Origin of the sequence: Bacteroides sp. Marseille-P3684 (assembly GCF_900291465.1) — a bacterium.
Lineage (GTDB): Bacteria > Bacteroidota > Bacteroidia > Bacteroidales > Bacteroidaceae > Phocaeicola_A.
This window is the reverse complement of record NZ_LT985808.1, coordinates 3,233,407-3,255,541: the sequence shown is the minus strand read 5'-3', so window position 1 is coordinate 3,255,541 and position 22,135 is coordinate 3,233,407. Positions and strand designations below refer to the sequence as shown.

Here is a 22,135-nt window from a genome sequence, read left to right as displayed (position 1 = left end):
CTTTAAACCCCAATCGGTCATTGGACATTGAGCTGTCTGATGTCCGATTGGGGTTTTATGCAGGTTGTGGTTTACTCATTCAACAGATACTCCTTGCGGAACATCTCGACGAAGAGCAGGAAGAGCGACACGATGAGCGGTCCGAAGATGATGCCCATGAAGCCGAAGATGGGCAAGCCCGCCACGACACCGAAGATGGTGATGAGGGGATGGATGTTTGCCATCTTCTTCTGCAGGATGAAGCGGATCAGGTTGTCGCTCTGTGCCACAATCAGTCCGCCGTAGGCAAGGAGAATCAGGGCATGCACCCAGTCGCCCATCAGCAGGAAATAGATGGAGATGGGGACCCAGATGATGGTCGTCCCGATGATGGGGATAATGGACGCGAAAGCCGTCAGCATGGCAGCCAGCACCGGATTGGGGGCGCCGCTGAGCAGGTAACCGCCCAACGAGATGACGCCCTGGATGATGGCGAGCAGAGGGATGCCGATGGCATTGGAACGGACGATGAGCTGCACCTTGTCGAGCACCTCGCGCTTGTTTTCCTCGCGGAAGGGGAGGACCGTGGAGATGTAGTGCTCCATCGCGCGTCCGCCGGAAAGCATGAAGAAGAGCAGCATGATGGCGACGCAGAGGTTGATGACGAAGTCACTCACGCCGCTCATGACCGACTGCCCGATGGAGGAGGCCTGTGCCACGACGAACGACAGGGTCTGCTCCGAGAACAAGTCGTAGCCCGTCCGTTCCTTGATGATGGCAATGACCTGCTTGGTCGGTTCGATGATGCTCTGTGTGTCGAAGTGCAGCCCCGACAGCTGGCGGATGACTGCCCAGCTGAAGAGTGACAGCGGGATGAGGATGAAGAGGGTCGTGCCCAGTGTCACCAGCCAGACGGCAAGCGAACCGTTCATCTTCTGTTGCAGCCAGTGGGTCGGATTGCGCAACAGCAGGTACAGCGTGAAGCCGCCCAGGATGCCGTTCATGAACGGTTGTGCCTGACGGAACAGGAGGATGCCCAGTCCGATGATGAGGATGATGAGTGAATATTTCCAGTAGGTCTCTTTCATACGTTGGAGGATTTTGGTTTAGATGGGGCAAAGGTACGATAAAATGTGTATTTTTGTCACACGCTAATGGCTCTATGTTATGAATGAAGAAATTATCCATCTCGACACGGTCGATCAATACAACAAGCTGTTCGGTCTGGAGACGCTCCATCCGCTGGTGAGCGTGGTGGACATGTCGCAGGCACACTGCCATCCGTCCCACTTTACCATTAACTATGGGGTGTATGCCCTGCTGCTGAAAGAGACCAAGTGCGGGGACATCCGCTACGGACGGCAGGTCTATGACTACGAAGACGGGACCATCGTCAGCTTTGCTCCCGGACAGGTCATCGAGGTTTCGCTCACCGAAGGGGTCAACCCGACGGCACGCGGCATTGTGTTCCATCCCGACCTGATCAAGGGGACGTCCCTCGGTCAGGAAATCAAGTCCTACTCGTTCTTCTCTTACAATTCCACCGAGGCATTGCATCTCTCGGACGACGAGAAGTGCATCATCCTCGACTGTCTGGCAAAGATAAGGATGGAGCTGGAACGTCCGATAGACAGGCTGAGCAAGCGGCTGATTGCGCGGAACATCCAGTTGCTGCTGGACTATTGCATGCGTTTCTACAACCGTCAGTTTGTCACCCGCACCCAGTCGAACCAGGATGTGCTGATCCGCTTCGAGGCGCTCCTCGACGACTATTTCCGGACGGGGATGGTGCAGACGGAAGGGCTGCCCAGTGTGAAATATTTTGCCGAGCGCGTCTTCCTGTCGCCCAACTACTTCGGTGACCTGATCAAGAAGTCGACCGGAAAGACGCCACAGGAATACATCCAGGCGAAAATCATCGACACGGCGAAAGACTTCCTGCTCGGCACGGACAAGACCGTCTCCCAGATTGCCGACGACCTCGGCTTCCAGTATTCCCAGCATTTCAACCGTCTTTTCAAGCGGAACGTAGGCATGTCGCCCAACGAGTATCGGAAGGCGCAGGCGATGAAGTAAGTTTGTCCGATGCAAGGATACGGCTTCAGTCGGATATGAAGCCGGGAAGTACCCGGACTAAGCCGGGCTTATGCAGACCTAAGTATGATACTTTGGCAGCCTAAGTATAATACTTAGGTAGGCTAAGTATCATACTTAGGTCTGTCTATGTGCCGGTTTGTGCTCGTCTGTCCCTTACTTCTTCACTGCTTCCAGCCAGGCCAGGTTGAAGCGGTAGTAGAAGCGGCTGCTGACGAGGTGTATCATGCCGTCGGGTGTCTGGGTGGCGGCAAGGTAGCCGCGTGGCTCGGCATGGGTAGCGTCTGCCTCGAACCACTGGGTCCATGCTCCGGCATTCAGGAGCTGGCGGCGTCCGTCGGTCAACAGACGGCGGGTGTCCCACGTCTTGCCTTCGTCGTAGGAGACGGCGGCATACAGTCCGTGTCCGCGGAAACGGTGCCCGTCGGGGGCGGTGAACCACAGCTCGCTGTCACGGTCGGACGTGCGGAAGGGGTGCCCGGTGAACGAAACCAGCAGGAGCGGCCCCTCGTTGAGGCGCATCAGCACCAGCCGTTGCCCCCCGTCGATGGGCGGAAGTTCCGAGGCATGGTAGGTCCATGTCTTGCCCATGTCGTCGGAAAGGCTCATGGGCATGCGCAGGCGGCCTTCCTTGTCCTTGATGTTGTTGTTGCGTCCCAGTGCCATGAGGCGTCCGTCGTTCAGCTGGACCACTCCGGCGTGGATGCCGGCGATGGTACTTCCCGTCGCCCCTTCGGCAAAGGTCGGCAGGGGCTTTCCGTCCCACGGGTCGGTCCAGGTCTGTCCCTTGTCCTTGCTGATGTGGACGGCTGCTCCGTCGCTGCCGCCCGAGCCGGCGTCACAGGCTTGCACGAGCCAGCCTTCGCGGGTCATCATCGTGCCGGCAATGACCTGGTGGCGCAACGTGTGTTCGGGAGCGATGATGCGCGGACGTGTCCAGGTGGCACCGTTGTCCGTGCTGGTGCGCAGGGTCATGGCGAGGTTCTTCCATCCGCCCAACGCCTCCACGCCGTTGATGTGGTAGAGGGTGCCGTTCCCGTCATGGAACAGGGCGGATCCGGTCATGTTGCGGTCTGGCACCTTGAAAAACAGGCGGGCAGGTTCCCACTCCGTGCTGCCGCGGCGCAGGCGGGAGGAGAGGACTGTCAGCTCCCGTCCCTTCTCATCATTGGTGGAGAACCAGATGGCGAGCAGGTCGCCGTTCGGGCACCAGGTGATGGCAGGCTGGTGGTTGTGGCTGTAGAACGGGGTGCCCGAGCCGGGTGCAGGCTCTTTCACGTAGACGATGTAGGGGTCGAACACCGGGGTGTCCACCCGTTGGGCTTCCCAGTCGCACGGTTCGTGGCTCACGGTGTAGGCATACGTGTCCGGGATGACGGGCAGCGGTTCCGTCGTCGGATAGTCAGCCTGTACCACGCGGAAGCCCACGTGCACGAACTTGTCCTCCGGTATCATGGCAGAGCGGTTGCCCGAACGCAGATACTGGGTCGGCGTGTTATGGCTGCCGCCCCGCGTCACCCGGTAGAGACCGTCGGCATAGCCCACGGGGTCAGTCTGGGCAGAAGGCATGTAGGGACCGTACCAGTCGGCGCACCATTCCTCGACGTTGCCGCTCATGTCATACAGTCCCCAGGGGTTGGCGGGTGTCTGACCCACTTGCAGCGACACCTGTTTCAGGGTGGTCGCCACTTCCTGGTTCTTCATGTAGGGTTTCAGCAGCTTGTCGCCCATGTAGAAGTTGTAGAGCGTCCCGGCGCGGCAGGCATATTCCCATTCAGCCTCGGTGGGCAGACGGTAAGTCTTTCCCTCCCGTTCCGAGAGCCAGCGGCAGAACGCCACGGCATCGTCATAGCTCACGAAGACCACCGCCTCGTCGTCCCCCGACGAGAAGCCGCGTTTGCCCCGCAACGCCTTGTGCTCCGGGCGGAACTGTTCATACTGGGCATTGGTCACTTCAGTAATGCCCATGCGGAAGGGGCGTGAGATGGTCACGCGGTGCATCGGCGCCTCGTCGTAGTTCTCACCGATGCCCGAACCACCCATGTAGAAGCTTCCGGCGGGAATCTCCACCGTGGGGATGAGCGGCTCCTGCTGTTGCGCATGGAGTCCGGTTGACGCACAGACGACGAGTGCCAGTAAAGGATATTTGATTTGCATGATGATTGTGTTCGTTGGTCAGCGTATCAGTCGAGTGGGTTCCAGGTGTCCTGAATGGAGAATACCTGTTCCAGTGTGATTCCGGCAGCCTCCTTGTCGGTGAGCTGACGGCTCCACGGGGCACGTTCTCCGGTAGCGGCGCCTGCCCCCGTATTGTGATATTCGGCATAGCGTGCCGTCTGTTCATTGGACGCCTTGCCCCAGTTGTGCCAGCCTTTAGTCACGATGTGCTCGTCCAGTTCGCAGTTCATGAAGAGGGTGTAGGCATACGGACGCCACGGACGTCCGAGGAAGACACGTTTCACCTCCGGTTCAGCCGTCAGCTTGCAATGATTGAACACGTAGCCGTAACGGATTTCCTTCGGGGTGGAGGCTGCCGTGACATAGGAGTCGCGCTTGCTGTGGAGGGTGCAGCGTTCGAACCAGGCGGTCGACGGACCGAAGATGAAGTCGGTAGTCCCGTCGATGTAGCAGTCGGCGAAGTAAAGCCGGGTGCCTGCCACTCCGGTGTAGATGGTGTCCTGATTGCCCAGGATGCGGCAGTTGACGAACTTCAGCCGGTCGCCCTCGGTGTGGAGTGCCACGGCCTGTCCCTTCTGTGCGGCATTGTTCTCGATGGTGATGTTCCTGAAGGTGATGTCACTGCCCTCCACCTTGACCGTGTAGGTGCGGAAGGTACCCATGTTCGTGTCGTGCCCGGCAAGGCGGATGTTGGCGTGGTCGTCATAGGTGATGATGGTCTCGTCGCGGTCCTCGCCGAGTATCTCGATGTTCGTGAGCCAGGACGGTATGATGACTTTCTCCTTGTAGACGCCCTTCTTGACGTAAATCACTTTGTGGTAGTCCATGAAGGCACGGCAGTCCTCGATGGCTTCCCACAGGTTACGGAACTTGCCCGAACCGTCGCGTGCCACGACCAGTGTGTCGGGGGTATCCGTGGCGGCATAACTTGTCACGCCCAGCAGCAGGCCGAGCAATAGCATTCCCAGTTGTTTCATTTTCGGTTGAGGTTTTAAGTTTGTCTTTCTGATTATCTTTTCTCTTTCAGTCTTTCACGTTCCAGGCTGGCGTTGATGAACGGACCTACTGCCTTGGGGTCGTTGGCGCGTACCTTCTCGTGGATGTAGTAGTCGTAGTCTCCCGAGCGGTAGGGATTGCCTCCCAGTCCGGCAACGGCACAAGTCTGTGTGAGCGAGACCACTCCGTTCTCGTCGACCTCGATGAAGTGTTTCAGTACGCCCTGGTAGCCCTTCTCGGCAACAGCAAGGTAGGTGGGGTCAATCAGTCCCAGACGGACTCCCTTATATAACGTATAGATGAACATGGTCGAGACGGACGACTCCAGGTAGTTGCCTTCGTCGCCGCTGCGGTCGATGACCTGATACCACAAGCCGCTCTCCTTGTCCTGCCAGCGGGCTATCTGGGTCACTACGTTGTCGAGGATGTCCATCACCTCTTCGCGTCCCGGTTCATGCTTGGGGATGAACTCCAGCGCGTCGACCAGTGCCATGGCATACCAGCCCATGGCGCGTCCCCAGGTGTGAGGCGACTGTCCGGTCTTCTTGTCAGCCCAAGGTTGCTTGCGGGCTTCGTCCCAGGCATGGCGGTACAGTCCCGTCGCCGGGTCGTAGGTGTGTCGTGCGCAGACCACAAACTGACGGATGACGTCCTGATAGTCTTCAGGCCGGTTGTTGCGGAACGCATATTCGGCATAGAACGGCGAGCCCATGTAGATGCCGTCCAGCCACATCTGGTTCGGGTAGACCAGCTTGTGCCAGAATCCCCCTTCCTTGGTGCGTGGCTGGCAGGTGAGCTGTGCACGGAGCATGTCCAGCGCTTTCTTATACTTGATGTCTTTCGTCTGTTCGTAAATACGGAAAAAGATTTTACCAGTGTTGATGCGGTCCAGACTCAGTTCGGAGGGACGGTAGGTCTCGATGCTTCCGTCGTCGTGTACCATCGTGTCGCAGTATTGCAGGGCATAGTCGTAATACCGCTTGTCGCCGTAAGCGTCATACAGGTTGAGAAAAGCCCCCAGCTCCACACCGTGGCAGTAATCCCATTTGAGGCGGGGTTGGAAGTCCAGTTGCCAGGCTTCCGGGCAACGTATCATCTCCGATTCCGCCATACGCACCGACCACGGAGCTTCCGTGTCGACTTTGGACGATTGGGCAGAAGATGTTAAAGAAAAGAACAGGGCGCAGCCGAGCAGCGCAAATGATTTTAAGTGTTTCATAGTAACGAGTTATGTGATAATAGTTGCAAATTTAGGGATTGCGGCTCATTTCTATGAGAAATCGTATTTAATAAAACAAAAAAGTCGGCATTTTTGTAACCGTTATTCATCAAGAAAATGTACCTTTGGGCGCAAATCTCGAAAAACAATTTAAAACAATAAAACCTAAATTAGTATTATGAGTACATTACGAAATGACAAGATGACCAATTACCGTTGGATCATCTGTGCCATGCTTTTCTTCGCTACGACTGTCAATTACATGGACCGGCAGGTCTTGTCTCTAACGTGGAAGGACTTCATTGCTCCTGAGTTTCACTGGACGGATAGTAACTACGGTGATATCACCGCTATCTTCTCCATCGTATATGCCATTGCCAACTTGTTCGCCGGCCGTTTCATCGACTGGATGGGAACAAAAAAAGGATATTTGTGGGCGATCGGTGTCTGGTCGCTGGGTGCCTGTGCACACGCCCTCTGCGGATGGGCCACGGAACATACCGTAGGCATCCATACCACAGCTGAGATGCTTTCCGCTGGCGGCGCTGTCGCTTCGACGATTGCAATTGTCAGTGTTTATTACTTCATTGCCGCACGTATCATCCTGGGTGTGGGTGAAGCCGGAAACTTCCCCGCCGCCATCAAGGTGACTGCCGAATATTTCCCGAAAAAAGACCGTGCCTTCTCTACCTCCATCTTCAATGCAGGTGCCACAGTGGGTGCCCTTGCCGCTCCGGTGAGCATCCCGCCTTTGGCACGTTACTTCCAGGAAATCGGTGTCGGTAACGGTTGGGAGATGGCTTTCATCGTTATCGGTGCGTTGGGCTTCATCTGGATGGGTTTCTGGATGTTCCTCTACAAGAAGCCGCATGAGAACCGCTTCGTCAACAAGGCCGAGCTGGCTTACATCGAGCAGGACCGCGAAGACGAAGAGGCAGCTGCCAAGAGTGCAGCCGAGAACCGCAAGGAAGAGAAGAAGCTCTCTTTCTGGCAGTGCCTGAAGTTCCGTCAGACTTGGGCGTTTGCCGTAGGTAAGTTCATGACCGACGGTGTGTGGTGGTTCTTCCTCTTCTGGACACCGGCTTACATCTCCGACGTGTACGGATTCTCATCCGACAGCCCCACGGCACAGTTGCTCATCTTCGTGCTTTATGCCATCACGATGCTCTCCATCTATGGCGGTAAGCTGCCGACCATCATCATCAACCGTACCGGCAAGAATCCATACGCAGCCCGTATGCAGGCGATGTTCATTTTTGCCCTCTTCCCCTTGCTCGCCCTGTTGGCACAACCGTTGGGAAGCTATTCCTACTGGTTCCCGATCATCATTATCGGTATTGCCGGTGCTGCCCACCAGTCCTGGTCGGCTAACATCTTCTCGGTAGTTGGCGACATGTTCCCCAACACTGCCGTGGCTACCATTACCGGTATCGGTGGTATGGCAGGTGGTCTGGGCTCGTTCCTCATCAACAAGTGTTCAGGTACCCTGTTCGACTATTCGGATGCCACCCAGATGGTCTTCATGGGCTTCCAGGGCAAGGAGGCAGGTTACTTCATCATCTTCTGCGTCTGCGCCGTGGCTTACCTCATCGGCTGGTGCATCATGAAGGCACTCGTTCCGAAGTACAGACCGGTTGTTGTGGAATAAGATTCCCTGCAAGCTGAATTGACAGACATTCATTGAATAATACGAAAGCACCCGATGGAGACGCTCAGCCTTCCATCGGGTGCTTTCCTGTTGTACGGATGTCTGCTTCAGCAGATTATTTCTCTTTTGCCTGTTGCTTTTTCGCTTTGGCAAGTGCCTTGTCATACTTGGCCCATGCCTTTTCGTTGCCCTGTTTCAGGCGTGCCGTTGCTTCCTGGGCGATGCGCAAGGCTTCGGCTTCAGCTTCAGGAGTGGCATACGCGTGACGATAACCTTTCACATCGTTCCAGTGACCACGTGTGAAGTCGGGGAAGGCGACAGAGGCACAGTTGTTGTCCATCGAGATGCTGCCCAGTTCTGCCAGTGCACACCATTCGGCAAGGTCATACACATCCATGTCGAGGGGAAGTCCATTCTGGAGGCAGTACACGAGTCGGGCATCCATGATGAAGTCCATGCCACCGTGACCACCGACTTCCTTCGCCATTTCACCATATTTCTTCAAGATGGGATGCTGGTATTTGGTTTCGAGAGCCTGACGGTCTTTGTCCGACAGGAAGGAGTGGCTGTTCAGGTTGTCTACCTGCGGCTGTACACCGGCATCCTTCATCTGCGAAGCATCGAGGGCATATCCTTCAATGGGATATTTGTTGGCGAATCCCCGTGTACCGGTCAGCTGGTAGAGCCGGTTGTAGGGTTGCGGGGTCATCACGTTGTGCTGGATTTCGATGACCTTTCCGTTTTCCGTGCGGATCATGGTGGTCGTGTGGTCTCCGTTGCGGAAGTTCTCACATTTCTCACCCGAATACTTCTCTACGAGTTCCTTGCCGTGGACCGACTTCGTGTCCATTGCCACAAGTGTCTTCATGCGGTCGCCGCGGTGGATGTTCAGCACTTGAGCGACGGGTCCCAGGCCGTGCGTGGGGTAGGCATCTCCACGGTGATTCATGTTGTAACGCAGACGCCAGCCGAGTTTGTCATTGGCATCCGTCTTCCAATAGTAGGGCCAGAAATCATCCAGGTTATGGATGTAAGCTCCCTGCACGCGGAGCACCTCGCCGAAGACACCGTGTTGTGCCATGTTGAGAGAGTTCATTTCAAACCAGTCATAGCAGCAGTTTTCGAGAATCATGCAGTGTTTGCGCGTCTTTTCGCTCAGGTTTACCAGTGCCCAGCATTCCTTGAGGTTCATCGCGGAAGGCACTTCAATCGCTACGTTCTTGCCATTCTCCAGCGCACATTTGGCGATGGGGAAGTGGTGAAGCCAGTCGGCTGCGATGTAGACGAGGTCGATGTCGGGGCGTTTGCACAGTTCCTCGTAGCCTTTTTCACCTGAATAGATGGCAGCGGGAGCGAAATTGGCTTTCCGGAGATAGGACTGACAAGCTTCCGCCCGTGAACGTTCGTAGTCGCAAAGTGCCACGATTTGTGTACCGGGAATATGGGTGAAACGTTCGACGGCACCCGGACCTCTCATGCCGAGTCCGATAAAGCCGACTCTGACTACACCCATCTTGGGGACAGTCAGACCCAGTACGGATTCCTGACCCGCAGGACGTTCAGGTGATTCTACGACGATGGTTCCTTTTTCCCAGTGATAAGGGGTTCCGAATTCCGACACACCCCCGTCGTCCTGCGCGGCGAGGGTCAGGGTGCTGGCACCCATCACAACTCCTAAGAGTACTGATTTCCAATTTTTCATAACAAGGTAGTTTTATAGCATAAAGTAAAAAGTTCTTTTACCGGTACGAAGATGAATTGCCATTCATACGGTCCGGACAAACTTCCATCAAGCTGCGCAGGGCATTGGTGTCCCATGATGTCCGGCATATTGTCCACGAATGTAGGATGATTTTAGGCATAATTCCAACAAACCAGCCTTGTATTTGCAGTCTTTTTTCCATCTGATGCGTTTCAATAGAGAATCTTAGTCATTCTTGATGTGGGGGGCTTGTTCGTTTGATGCGTAAGTTCGGTCGAAAAAATGTGGTTTTGTACAAATATGTAATTTAAATTCCGGGCGAGCTGACAGGCATTTCATAAATTCTATCTAGGAATACTGATAAATAATGGTTTTACTGTTTTGTGCGGATGATAAGCCGCAAATTTTGCGGTTAGTTGTCTGCAAAACCGTATATTTGCAAAAAGCAGATTGATGATTATTCCCTGAAAACGGATGATTTTTGATGGGTATATGCGTTGTTTGGTTGGAACTGTAATGATGCTCATGTACTCTTTGCCATAGTGCTAAATCTTTATGCCTAGAATAGCAAAAACTTTGGAATGTAGCAAAGCCCCAGCTTGTAAAAGTCGGGGCTTTGTGCATAAAAATTGAGGTGTACTTTTTAACACACCTTCATGTTATTTCAACTGTTCTTCAATGGCATTAATCAACAACTTATCGTAAAGGTTGCGGATAACTATACAACCATTCTGGTCGAGCAAAAGCACAAAAGGTATGCTGTTGATGCCATAATCTTTAGGCGCAGTACCTTTCCATCCTTTCAGCTCCGACATTTGTGGCCATTCCATGGCTTGCTTCTGTAGGGCATTCAACCATGCCTTCTCGGTTGAGTCAAGCGAAATGCTAATCAGGTCAAGCCCTTTGGCATGATAATCCTTATACAGTTCTTTGAAATAAGGAATCTCCTGAATGCAAGGAGCACACCAAGAAGCCCAAAAAATGAGCAGTGTAATATGTCCCGGCTTGATCAATTCGGAAAGCTTTACCGTATTCCCGGCTGGATCGCGTCCGATGATTTCGCGGTAGCGATGTCCTATGTTCATTTCCTTTTTCGACTGTAACACTTTCTGTTCGGCCTGTTCACGCTGATTTATCTTTTCTTCGTTCTTCTTCCAAATGGCCGGATCAATTCGTACCTTCATATATTCCAGATAGTCTTTTTCATACATAGTGACTGGATATTTGAAAAAGAAATAAATACCTACCGGATTCTGGATATTTTCTTTTGCAAAGTTTTCCTGTTTCTTCTTGTAATTGGTATACAAAGAAGCAATCAGGTTGTTGAACTCTTCATTTTCCTTTGTGGAAAGTACGCCGTTCTCAGCATCTGTGCGTAGCTGTCTTTCGGCAAGAATCTCATTGGTCTTCTGACGGATATTTCTGTTTTCGCTTAACAGTATTTCACTATAGCGGTTGTTCAGCGGAGTACCCGTAATAACAACTCCGAGTGAATCATATTTCATTACGATTGTTCCGTTTTCGAGAATCACGTCCTGATTAGTAGCAGATATCCAATCGGTCGGTTTTGTATCCAACATCTCAACCGACGCAACCTTCGGAACATCAGTCGTTCCTTCGAACACGAAGTACCCGTTACGAACTATGGTTGAGTCAAGCACCGTTATCTGATCATAATAAATCACGTCGTGTTCAACCAACCGAATTGGACGATTGTCATAAGAATTATTACCGAGGAAAGATCCCTCGATGCGAAACGTGGCTTTTTGTGCCTGTGCAAAGCAAAAGGCCATTAATCCAAACAGTAACAATTGTAGTCTTTTCATATGTTTCTTCTCAAAAAAGCTCGTACCTGCTCATTGGGGTAAACAGGTACGAGTATATTTATTTTTCAGCTTTCAGCATTTCAATCACATAGGCAATTTCATCAACCAATTTACTTGGACTGCCTCCATATCCTTCGACTGTATATCTGACATAGCCATCTTTCAGTATCATCTTGCGAGGAATAGCCATTGAGTTGTTGATCTTGTCCATAGATGAGAATACCATATTCTGTGCTTTTGTTTCCGGGTTTACATTATCGAAAAGCACATTGAAGGTATACTTGCCTTCTTTCATGATTTTTGCAGCCGCAGCTTTGTAGTTATCGCTATTTTCCATAGTGTCGACAAAATAGAACTTCACATCTGGATCGTTGGCATAGCGATCAACAGCCATCTGCATGCCCGGAAATGAACTTCTGCACGGGAAGCACCAAGAAGCCCAGAAGTCAAGAACTACGATTTTACCTTTCCAATCGGCAGACTTCACGATTGACTTGTCCATAGCCTCCATCTGGAACGGTTCGTAAGCTTCCTTGATTAATGATTTTTTTAGTTCTTTTTTGAAAGCTTCTTTCTCATCTTCTGGTTTTAGCGATTCGATGTAAGCCTCAAAGCCGTCTTCCTTACCGTTGTTCTTTACATACTGCTGTTTCAGAATATTCATCATGGTAGGTGTTACGGCGTTACTTTTGAATGCATTTTTGGCAAGTGCATCGATGCCTTTTAAATCGCCCTTAGCCAACAGGCATTTCAGGTGTGTTTCATTAACGGCAGACTCAACATAACGCCTTGATTCGGAAATCAAAGTAATCTGAGCTAGCGCTTCGTCAACCTTACCCAGGCAATATAATATGTCTGCATAGCTTCCCCTGTACTGATCCAAGTTGCTTAGCGCCCATTCGTCCGATTGATGAGGAGAGTAATCATCGTCAATACAGTAGGATTTGTCGGTCCGTTTCTTCTCCATCTCGGAAATCAAAGCCTTAGCTACATCATAGTTCACACTGTCTGCCACAGCTTTCTTCATGTGGAAAGGGAATACTGTTGAACGATAAATCTCGGCCAGTGTACGGAAATTATAGTCGGGAATCATCTGTATCAAGATATTCCTGTCCTTGTCTGGATAGAAGAAATAAGGAGCCAACCGGCGCATACCATTATAATAGATAAAGGAAGGCCACTCGGGATGTTGTTTCAGATCAGTCACAGGATAGTCTTTTAAGAATTTGCACATATCATCGAAATAGCGATTCGGATTGCCCATATAAACCTTGTCGAAAGCTTTTCGGCGCATAGTCCATCCGTTCGGATATTTTTCCAGAATCAGATTCAGCATACTGTCGGCTCTCACAGTATCCTTCAACACATACCGATAAATGTTTTCCATTGTTATGTAGTTATCTTCGCTCTTTGGAGTGTCGTCCTGACTTGAAAACGTTGCAAAAATCAGCTTGACAGCTTCGGGGTAACGGTCACCAGCCTGTTTTTGCACAATATTCATCATGTCAGAAAAGAAATAACCCACATTCTGCAAATGAGCCTGCACCTCTCTCTGATACCAGAAATACAGTGCCTCTTGATCAATCTCCTGGTAATTCGGACCGAAGTAGCCATATCCAACAAGATTTACAGATGGCTTACGGAAGACACCCCATGCCAAATATCCACCCGGGAGCGGCTGACCATCCAGATCAACAGTCATATACATGAAACCTTTATCATCATTATTATCTGAAACATTAACAAATTTATTCCATGTTGACTGGAACTTAAACGCAAGGAAAGCACAATTTGACGGGACTACAAACCGTCCCTTCCATACATCACCATCTTTTTGCAGCTCTACATCACCTAATTCCCACTTATAGAAATTGTACATGTATACAAGAGCCACAATCTGATCTTTACCTTCCAAAGGTCCTCCTTTCGGAGAATAAACTAGGTCAATAGTAGAACCTGCTATCAGATCTTTAGGAATTCCAGAGAGGCGAGAAACCTCCACTACGGCCTGTTGTTCTTGTCCGAAAGCAGACCATTGAAAGCAAGCGACGAGCAATAATAAGATTGCTCTATACATAAACTTTTTCATTCTGATTTAGATTTTAATAAAATTGGTTTATTTACAATGTCTTCAATATTAATGTTATATTTCTCTTTTAACCAGTTTTTTACAATTGGTTTCTTTTGTGTCACATAACCTCCTGTATCAAATGTCGAATTCAGAAAACGACTGTCGAATTCTTCATCCGTCAGCATCATCAGATATTTCACATACTGATTAAATTCGTCGGCCACAGTGATTGTTTGCGGATCCACATATTCCAACACCCCCACACTGTTATATCCGGAATAAGCATCAATGAAATTTGCATACCAAAGGTTATCCTTGTTGGCTGCTGCTAAAGTATCAAAATCATCCGGGATCTCAATTAACTCATTGTCAATGCCTGATGCTATCAGTGAAGCATTCAGTTCAGCCTTTACGATGGCCAAACTGTCATCATCCAATTCGTTCAGACGTTTGCTGGTAAAACCGAAACCAATGCTCTTGTATCCATTAATGGCACCTATTCCCGGAATGGTATCATGCTCTTCTACCCAGCTCCAGTCGGCTGTATAACCCGAATAATTCCATATTTTCGAAATATTTGAAGCTAGGAAAATGCGATAAGGGAGTAATTCTTTCACAAAATCTTTGTCATACAATTCCAGACAGTTTCTCAGAATGAAATAAATAGCATCTGACACATAGTCCGTATCGCCTTTTTTGCTCATGTAGGGCAACTGCGAAGTTACTTCCCAACGAAACTGATTGTCGTTGAAGTCATAAATCATATGCGTTCCATATTCATTGTATATGGACAAGATTTCCTTGTCATAATCCGCATCACCTTGCGGAAAAGTCATCATATGATTATTTTCTGAAGGAATCAAATCATCTTCATTGCATGAGCTGAAAGATACTCCTAAACAAAGTCCGATCAGGACAGTTAAATATATATGTTTCATTTTTGTCAATTTATGGTTTTATATTTATTACATGGCAGAACCTTTCCTGCGCGGACTCAGTTCATTTTGAATCAGATTTGCATTATGTTCCATTGCATTATCTGGCAAAGGGAGGACATAGGAAGGGTCTTTTTCTTTCAAGATGTAACGTGTACTGTTTCCACTCTGGTCAATCAGGATATGTTCAAGCTGTGGCATGCCATACCTACGCAAATCAAACCAGCGGAACCCTTCAAAGCACAACTCTTTTCTGCGCTCTTCACGATACAGTTTCTGTAGCTCGTCGACTGGCTTCAGTGTCAATGGCTCGTAATCACGATAGCGCTTTGATAGCAATGCATTCAAGTCATTTACAGCGTTTTGTCCATCCTCTTGGTTCCCTTTCTTATAGAGCTCTATATAAGCCTCGGCACGATTCAGATAAAGCTCGGAAGTACGCCAGGCATATTCCTGCTCGCTACTAGATTTTAGCAACATGTAATTATATGGAAGAGATGATGCGGCCTTCATCAGATAAGTGCCGATTCGAAGGTCATTGTCTGCATATAAATTGAACAGGCTGGAAGACACGTTAAACGGAGTACCCATTAAGCCATACGAACCGGAAATAGCCCGATATCCACCTAAAAAGATAGTTTCTGGGAAGTTTCTCGAAATGATACCGTTTGTCGGATTCAGGGTGTTATCGATTGAATAATTATTCAAATCGACCAGCTCCGGGGCTGTTTCCAATGCACAAGTAGCATGTTCAATCACTTTGTTCCAGTTTTCCATATGCAGGTACACGCGTGAGGCCAGCAGATGAGCGCCTGTATAAGAAATACGGAACACGCCACGGCTAATCTTGTCTTGATTAAACAGGTCACATGCTTGTTCAATATCTGTTGCGATCTGGTCATAAACCTCCTTCACTGTATTACGTGATTTTCCTTCATCAAAAACTTCGGAAGTCAATACCAAAGGAATCCCCAATGTTGTACTCGGATCATGGTCCTCGTCATTATAAGGATAAGCATACAGATTTATCAACTGCAAGTAGTAGAATGCGCGCAAGGACAGGGCTTCGGCTCGAACAACTGTTTTGTCTTCATCGGTACCTTGTGAGCCGTCAATATGCTCGTCGACAATGTTGCAAGCCATAATCAGCTCATACAGATTCTTGTAAACATCCTTATTTGAAGACGCATAAGTACCTTCTTCATCCTGAAACGCATAGAAATCGGGCTGCCAGGTATATAGTTCCTGCTGTATTCGATGAATATCATCCCAAGAGGACGTGGGCACACATTCAATGTCATCATCCATCATATAGGTCAACGGATTTACCGAATTCGTGAAACTATATCCTTCTCCATTCAACAGTTCACGAAAAGCTTCAGTTGTCTTAGGTTCGAACTCGTCCTGTGATACTTCTTCTAGAAAATCACCACATGATTGTAAGGCGAGCATGCAACTGCCCAACAAAAAAGTATATATTTTATTCATAAACATTAGAAACTTAAGTTTAATGATATCGTATAGGTTTGAGTAATAGGCATCGCTGTAGTTCCTGTTGCAGAAATTTCAGGATCTTGTCCGTCGAGCTTACTGCTACAGAAGGTGAACGGATTGGTTACATTCAATCCCAATGACATGGATGTGAGACCATATTTTTCGATTTGATTATAGGGAAAACTATAAGTCAAGCTCAGATTACGACAGCGAAGGAAATCACCGCTTGCAACACGTAGGTCTGAATAGTTATACATGGTATAAGTATTAGCCGAACGTACCTGAGAATTATAGTTGTAATAAACATTATAATCATATTCACCGCTTACATTGAATGCCGGAATGTTTGTGAATTTTTCATCACCGGGCTGTTTCCATGCTTTTGCCAGATTAACATTCAGGTTCTGATAAGGTTGTGGCATGAGTGATTCACCTTCAAACAAATAATTCATACGAATTACATTACCGAACTGAAATGCCCATTGTGTACTCAGTAATAGGTTTTTCCAACGCAAGGTTGTTGAGAAACCACCACTGAATTTCGGATCTTTTGAACCTGAATACACTAACAAATCCTCAATGTTTTTCGATTCACTAGCCTCTTCTGATGTTTTATAGGTATTGGCAAATGTCGCATAGCCGGTTTCAGAATCGACACCGGTGAATTTCCATGAATAAATGGCATTTACCGGCTTGCCGTTTTCGTAAGCGTTTCCTGACAGGTAGTCATTTACCGTATATTCACTCTTGATAGCGTTGGTTACTTCGTTGTCGTTCTTTGACCAAATAGGAGAAATAGTCCATTCCCAATCTCTCGTACGGATTGGAATAAAAGTCATTGACAGTTCAATGCCACGGTTTGTCAGGTCAGCACCATTGCGATAAATCTGCTCTACACCATATTCCAGACCTACAGGAAGCTGGAACAATACATCGGTGCTTTTTTTCCAATAGTAGTCCAAACAAGCCGTTATACGGTTGTCTAACAGTGAGAATCCCAGACCGAGGTTTACGGTATGCGTCTTTTCCCAGCGAAGATTCGGATAGGGTAAACGGCTTATTTGCAAAACATACTCGCCAGACCATCGGTTAATGGTGGTACTTGGATAGCTAACTACCAGATTCGGACCGACTGAAGTTGGAATGTTTCCTTGCATACCATATGAAGCACGAAGACTCAAATCATTGACAAACTGAGGAATCCAATCTTCTTCAGCAATGTTCCAACGTCCAGCCAAGCTCCAAATAGGCAAGAAGCGGTTATTTGTATACTGCCCGAAACGGTTTGAAGCATCCATACGTACATTTCCGTTCAGAATATATTTACCCTTATAGCTGTATGATAAAGTAGCAAATCCAGAAAGTGTGTTACTTAAAGTATTGGTAATGGTTGCATGGTGTTTGTCGAGCGACGATGTATAGATATCAGTTGATCCCGAAACATGATTGTTATATTCGTGGTTGACCTTGTTCCCACGATTGGGGGAATAACCGTATTCCTGTTCTTTCAAACCCTCATACTGGGTTGAACGCGCTTCATAACCCAACATGGCATTGATAACGTGATCGTCTTTAAAAACAGTATTATAATTCAAAGAGAAACGTGCCGTCCACGATTCCTGGTCCTGATTGCTGTCAATCAAAATGCCTCCCTTGGGCAATTTGGAAGCTAGTTCGTCGGCACTTCCCGGAAGAACAGAGCCATAATCATACCCACGGATACCGGCAATGTAATAAGACTGTTCGTCGGCCCATTGACGTTGGTTCGTATTCACATATCTGAAGCTAAACAAAGCCTCGGTTGAAAGACCTTTCAAAATATTTGCCGAAAGATTCATTTGCGCATTCATGTCTCTTACGTTGGTAACGTTAGAAGTGTGATTAATTTCATTAAAGATATTATATTTTAGTGTGTAGTTGTTTTTTGTCCCTTCTACGCGAGTTTCACTCATCTCATAAAATTCATCTGGATCTAATGTACGCGAAGCATATAGAGCATAATCAAAAGGATTGACCATGTAGAATCCGGTCGATTTACGATCTGAATAAGAAAGTTGTGTGCCAACATTCAGGAATTTCCATAAATGAGTATTCAAATTCATTTTGAAGTTATAACGTTTCATGTTATCACCTTTCACAGTTCCTTTATTGTCTGAATACCCTAATGATACATAATAAGTGGTGCTACTTGTTCCGCCGGAAATATTCAAGTTGTAATCCTGGTTTAATGAGTTCTGGCAAAGTAAATCAAACCAATCGGTATTTCGCATTTCCAACTCACTAACGCGTGCTGCAAATTCATCATCAGTGATTTCTTTATTCAATAAAGCAAATAAAGCACCTTCATATCCAGTATCATAAGGCTCTATATCAAATAAATATCCGTTGGAAACCATATCTTTTGACACCCCGATACGTTGTTTTGAATTCATCATCTTATAATCTTCATAAGTAGGACGTGATGTGAGTCCCCATGAAGAAGAAAAATTCACACTAGTCTTTCCCTCACGCCCTTTCTTTGTTGTTACTACAATTACACCGTTAGCCGCACGAGTCCCGTAGATGGCTGTTGCTGAAGCATCCTTCAAAAACGTGATTGATTCAATATCGTGTGGGTTTAATCCTGTAATGGCATTTCCTAATAAACTTATGCTTGCATTTTCATTTACCTGATCTAAGGATGAATTACCTCTCAAAATAGCATTAACCTCATCATTGGTAATATCGACAGTTTCTTCCCAAATTATACCATCAATTACCCATACCGGAGCAGCATCCCCATGGATTGTAGCTGAGCCACGCATACGGATTCTCGGTGCCTCATTGGGAGAACCGGATGAAGCCATCACGGTCAATCCCGGAACGGTTCCTTGTAACATACCCGAAAGAGTCGGTACATTCGGAATCATAATGTCATCAGCATTTAGGGTTGTTGTTGCACTGGCTGACAAACGTTTGTCTATTTTGCTATATCCATTGACAACGATTTCGCTCAAATCTGTTTTCGCAGGATACATTGTAATCTCTTTCCCAATTTGCGATGCTTTCAGTACCAATGGCTCATAACCTAAATATGAAATTCTAATGTGAGAACTTTCGGAGGGAACACGCAAGGAGAAATAACCGTTTATATCGGTTGTGGTTCCTACCTTGTTCTCCAGAATCTGAATATTTGCTCCAATCAAGACTTCATCTGTTTCATCAACAACGCAACTTGAAATCTGTATAGCCTGTCCTTCAATCGGATGACTGACTTTTACCGGATGGGCATTATATATCAATATCTGACGCTGAGAAATCTTATAAGAAAGCCCCGTATTATGTAACAGTTTCTTCATGATATAATCAATTGATTTCTCTTTCATATCTATACTGACCACCTTTTGCAACAAATGCTCTTTTACCTCTTCATCATATAAAAATACACATTTAGTTTCTTTCTCTATGATATTCAGTATTTCTGCTATGGTCTTTTCACGCACTACAACACTTATCCTCTCTGTATTTTGTGCCTGCACTACAGAAGTAGATGTGCCTAAACACATCAAAAACATGCACAATAGCCTTATCCGCAGCCAAATGGAGTCCCTCTCCAATTGTCCTCCAAGTAGTTCTCTCAAATAATTTGTCTTTTTCATACTCTTGTACGATTTCTATTTATAAATTAATTAGTTTGTATATCGAATCTATTATCCTATCTATTTGAATTTCTCTTACTTACTTTAAACTTACAATAATCTTATTATTCCGCGTTTCATATTTAATTGGTGACAAAACGGATATATTATCCAATACATTCTCGATGTGTTCTTCTAATACCAACTTGCCATAGAACTGAACCTGACATACATTGATGTTGCATATAAGGTCGACTGCATATTGTTGTGACAAGCGTACTAGGACTTCCGGCAGACTTTCTCCGTTGAAATAAAGTATATTATCTTTCCATGAAACATATTTATAGGGATCTACCTCCTGAATAAAGGTGCCACCCTTGTCTATTCCAAACATTTGAGACGGCTTTAAACAGGAAGTCTGCCCTGACGGAGTGTGAACCTGCACTGAACCTTCGACCAATACAACATATTGGGACTTATCAATCGACGACGAAACGCCAAACTTTGTTCCCAACACTTCTACATCAAATTGAGGAGTTGATACAATAAAAGGTTTTTCTGGATCTTTGGCTACTTCTAGATATACTTCGCCATTAACCTTTAAATGACGTTCTGTTCCTGTGAAAACTGCTGGAAATTCTATTGCTGAATTTGAGTTTATCCATACTAGAGTGCCATCACTCAACCGGATAGAAGCTTTCTTGCCTTTAGGAACAACCAGTTTCTGATTGCTCTCAGTAACTTCTTCCCGGTTATTCAAATCATGGTGTTCTCCATTGATTTCTATATCGCCTTGGCGGTCATAAACAATTTCGGAAGAATCTGACATGGATATTACCTGATTATTACCAGATGTGAGTTGGATATTTTGGTCATCAGGAACCACGTACTTCGAAGAAGCTACAAATGAATCAGAGGATACAAACCTAGGTGCAGCTAAAAACAATACAGCAATCAGTACTGATGCCGCTACTCCCCAGACAGCATATATTCTTTTCTTTTTTTCCTTGCGTTTCTGCTGACGGATAAAGCTGAGCAAGCGCAAGGTATTGTTCTTTTTATCAGCTTCTGAAGCTAATCTATAATTCAAACGTACAGAACGGACAAGCTGAATAGCCCGTTGCACGTCTTCTTCCTTTTCAGGATGTTGCTCGCAGAATTCTTCCCAAAACTCTGTATTTTCTTTATCCGGGAGCAAGCACCACTGAAGGAAATATATGTCCGTCACAAAATCCTTTGCTTGGAAATCTACATAATTCTCACTTATATGTTTGTTCTGCATATTATGATTTTCTGTCTTTTTCTTACAAAGACAGAGAAATCATAATAATATCATCGCTTTTTGAAGACAAAATGCAATTACAATCTAATTTTAACAAATGAAAACAGAATTGGCCATATCAAACTTGGAATGCTGGAATTCCGAAGTTGTTTAATAGCTTTAAATACCAGATTACGTACTGAGGGAACGGTCATATTCATCAACTCTGCAATTTCTTCATAATCCAAGTCCTCAATGTAACGAAGATAAATGGCTTCACGTTGTCGTCCGGTTAACGCATCAAGATAAGACTGGATTTTTTTCTGAATTACAACCCTATCCTCTGCATCTATTAAATCGTCCAGAATTGTCACATCCGTATAAAAGTCGACATTCTCCACATCTATAAAACTCTGTGTTTTGGATGCATGAGAAGCATTCAGCAGGCGATTTTTCAAAGCGCGAAGCAAATAAAACTTCAAATTGTTGATTTCATTAATCTTTGAGTGATTTAAATAGAGATTACAGAATACCTCTTGCATGGAATCTTCAATGTCTTCTTTTGCAAACCCTAATCCAGTTCCATAGGAATACAACAAATCGGCATACTGGTTATACAATAAAGCAAAAGCGAGTTCTTCACCTCTTTGTAAACCGTTTAATAGACCTGTCTTATCTATAAACAATGAATTCGATTTCAATGTATATTCCATTTATAGGTTATGAGTCTTAGTTCTGCTGACAAAATTATAAAATATATCATAAGACTAAATACTCAAATTATAGATTTAATAATTGGGCAGCCAGAACATATGCTTTGAGGGTAGCCAACTTCCTGTCATTGTCAATAATCTGCCTTGCAACTCATTGGATTCTGTTGGATAAATTCCGCTACTACAATCATGACTTCGCTTACTGCCCGAGAAAATGCCTCAAGGCTTCAACGCGTTGAGTCGATTTCTAGGAATGCGTGAATTAGAGGTTGATGTCAGTTGTCAGACTACCTTGTGAAGCCTTCCTACGTTGAGTTCAGCCATCACTGTTTGGGAGATTCTGCAATGCTGTGAGCAGCATCATTCCTTCATCTTATGTAGGATACTATTAGTTCTATGGTG

14 protein-coding genes are annotated in these 22,135 nt (G+C 47.0%); 2 read left to right on the top strand and 12 right to left on the bottom strand.

The features are described from left to right. Positions 1–71: 71 nt before the first annotated feature. Complete coding sequence (locus tag C8275_RS12875; RefSeq protein WP_022384424.1) at positions 72–1,067, bottom strand: AI-2E family transporter; 996 nt, start codon at positions 1,065–1,067, stop codon at positions 72–74. Positions 1,068–1,146: 79 nt separating this feature from the next. On the opposite strand from C8275_RS12875, the gene C8275_RS12870 reads away from it, so the two are divergent. Next, entirely contained in the window at positions 1,147–2,055 is a 909-nt protein-coding gene (locus tag C8275_RS12870; protein ID WP_106625456.1) for an AraC family transcriptional regulator, read from the top strand. Positions 2,056–2,229: 174 nt separating this feature from the next. On the opposite strand, the gene C8275_RS12865 is transcribed toward C8275_RS12870, so the two are convergent. Genes C8275_RS12865 through C8275_RS12855 form a run of 3 tightly spaced genes read right to left on the bottom strand, consistent with a single transcriptional unit; the run spans position 2,230 to position 6,358 of the window. Beyond that, the gene (locus C8275_RS12865) at positions 2,230–4,230 is read right to left on the bottom strand and encodes an SUMF1/EgtB/PvdO family nonheme iron enzyme (RefSeq protein ID WP_106625455.1); all 2,001 of its coding nucleotides are present in this window, start codon (positions 4,228–4,230) and stop codon (positions 2,230–2,232) included. A 26-nt stretch (positions 4,231–4,256) separates the two neighbouring features. Next, positions 4,257–5,228, bottom strand: a complete 972-nt coding sequence (locus C8275_RS12860) for a pectinesterase family protein (protein WP_106625454.1) — start codon at positions 5,226–5,228, stop codon at positions 4,257–4,259. A gap of 32 nt (positions 5,229–5,260) precedes the next feature. Continuing rightward, a complete protein-coding gene (locus tag C8275_RS12855; protein ID WP_369861221.1) occupies positions 5,261–6,358 on the bottom strand; it encodes a glycoside hydrolase family 105 protein in 1,098 nt (365 codons plus the stop codon). A 286-nt stretch (positions 6,359–6,644) separates the two neighbouring features. Between C8275_RS12855 and C8275_RS12850 the strand changes: the two genes are divergently transcribed. Beyond that, the gene (locus C8275_RS12850) at positions 6,645–8,114 is read left to right on the top strand and encodes an MFS transporter (protein WP_106625452.1); all 1,470 of its coding nucleotides are present in this window, start codon (positions 6,645–6,647) and stop codon (positions 8,112–8,114) included. A gap of 115 nt (positions 8,115–8,229) precedes the next feature. Here C8275_RS12850 and C8275_RS12845 read toward each other — a convergent pair whose 3' ends face one another. The 8 genes from C8275_RS12845 to C8275_RS12810 all read right to left on the bottom strand — a co-directional run bounded on the left by C8275_RS12845 (position 8,230) and on the right by C8275_RS12810 (position 21,733). Further along, positions 8,230–9,816: a Gfo/Idh/MocA family protein gene (locus C8275_RS12845; RefSeq protein ID WP_106625451.1), complete on the bottom strand. Its 1,587-nt coding sequence runs from the start codon at positions 9,814–9,816 to the stop codon at positions 8,230–8,232. Positions 9,817–10,475: 659 nt separating this feature from the next. Further along, a complete protein-coding gene (locus C8275_RS12840) occupies positions 10,476–11,642 on the bottom strand; it encodes a TlpA disulfide reductase family protein (RefSeq protein WP_106625450.1) in 1,167 nt (388 codons plus the stop codon). 58 nt (positions 11,643–11,700) lie between these two features. Further along, positions 11,701–13,731, bottom strand: a complete 2,031-nt coding sequence (locus C8275_RS12835; protein ID WP_106625449.1) for a TlpA disulfide reductase family protein — start codon at positions 13,729–13,731, stop codon at positions 11,701–11,703. After that, complete coding sequence (locus C8275_RS12830; RefSeq protein ID WP_157948270.1) at positions 13,728–14,651, bottom strand: hypothetical protein; 924 nt, start codon at positions 14,649–14,651, stop codon at positions 13,728–13,730. The genes C8275_RS12835 and C8275_RS12830 overlap by 4 nt, the downstream gene beginning before the upstream one ends. Positions 14,652–14,678: 27 nt before the next feature. Further along, the gene (locus C8275_RS12825; protein WP_199881928.1) at positions 14,679–16,136 is read right to left on the bottom strand and encodes a RagB/SusD family nutrient uptake outer membrane protein; all 1,458 of its coding nucleotides are present in this window, start codon (positions 16,134–16,136) and stop codon (positions 14,679–14,681) included. Between the two features lie 5 nt (positions 16,137–16,141). Continuing rightward, complete coding sequence (locus C8275_RS12820) at positions 16,142–19,780, bottom strand: SusC/RagA family TonB-linked outer membrane protein (RefSeq protein ID WP_106625446.1); 3,639 nt, start codon at positions 19,778–19,780, stop codon at positions 16,142–16,144. Positions 19,781–19,859: 79 nt separating this feature from the next. Continuing rightward, complete coding sequence (locus C8275_RS12815; RefSeq protein WP_106625445.1) at positions 19,860–21,041, bottom strand: FecR family protein; 1,182 nt, start codon at positions 21,039–21,041, stop codon at positions 19,860–19,862. 77 nt (positions 21,042–21,118) lie between these two features. Next, positions 21,119–21,733, bottom strand: coding sequence for an RNA polymerase sigma factor (locus C8275_RS12810; protein ID WP_106625444.1), 615 nt, complete (start codon positions 21,731–21,733; stop codon positions 21,119–21,121). Positions 21,734–22,135: the final 402 nt, after the last annotated feature.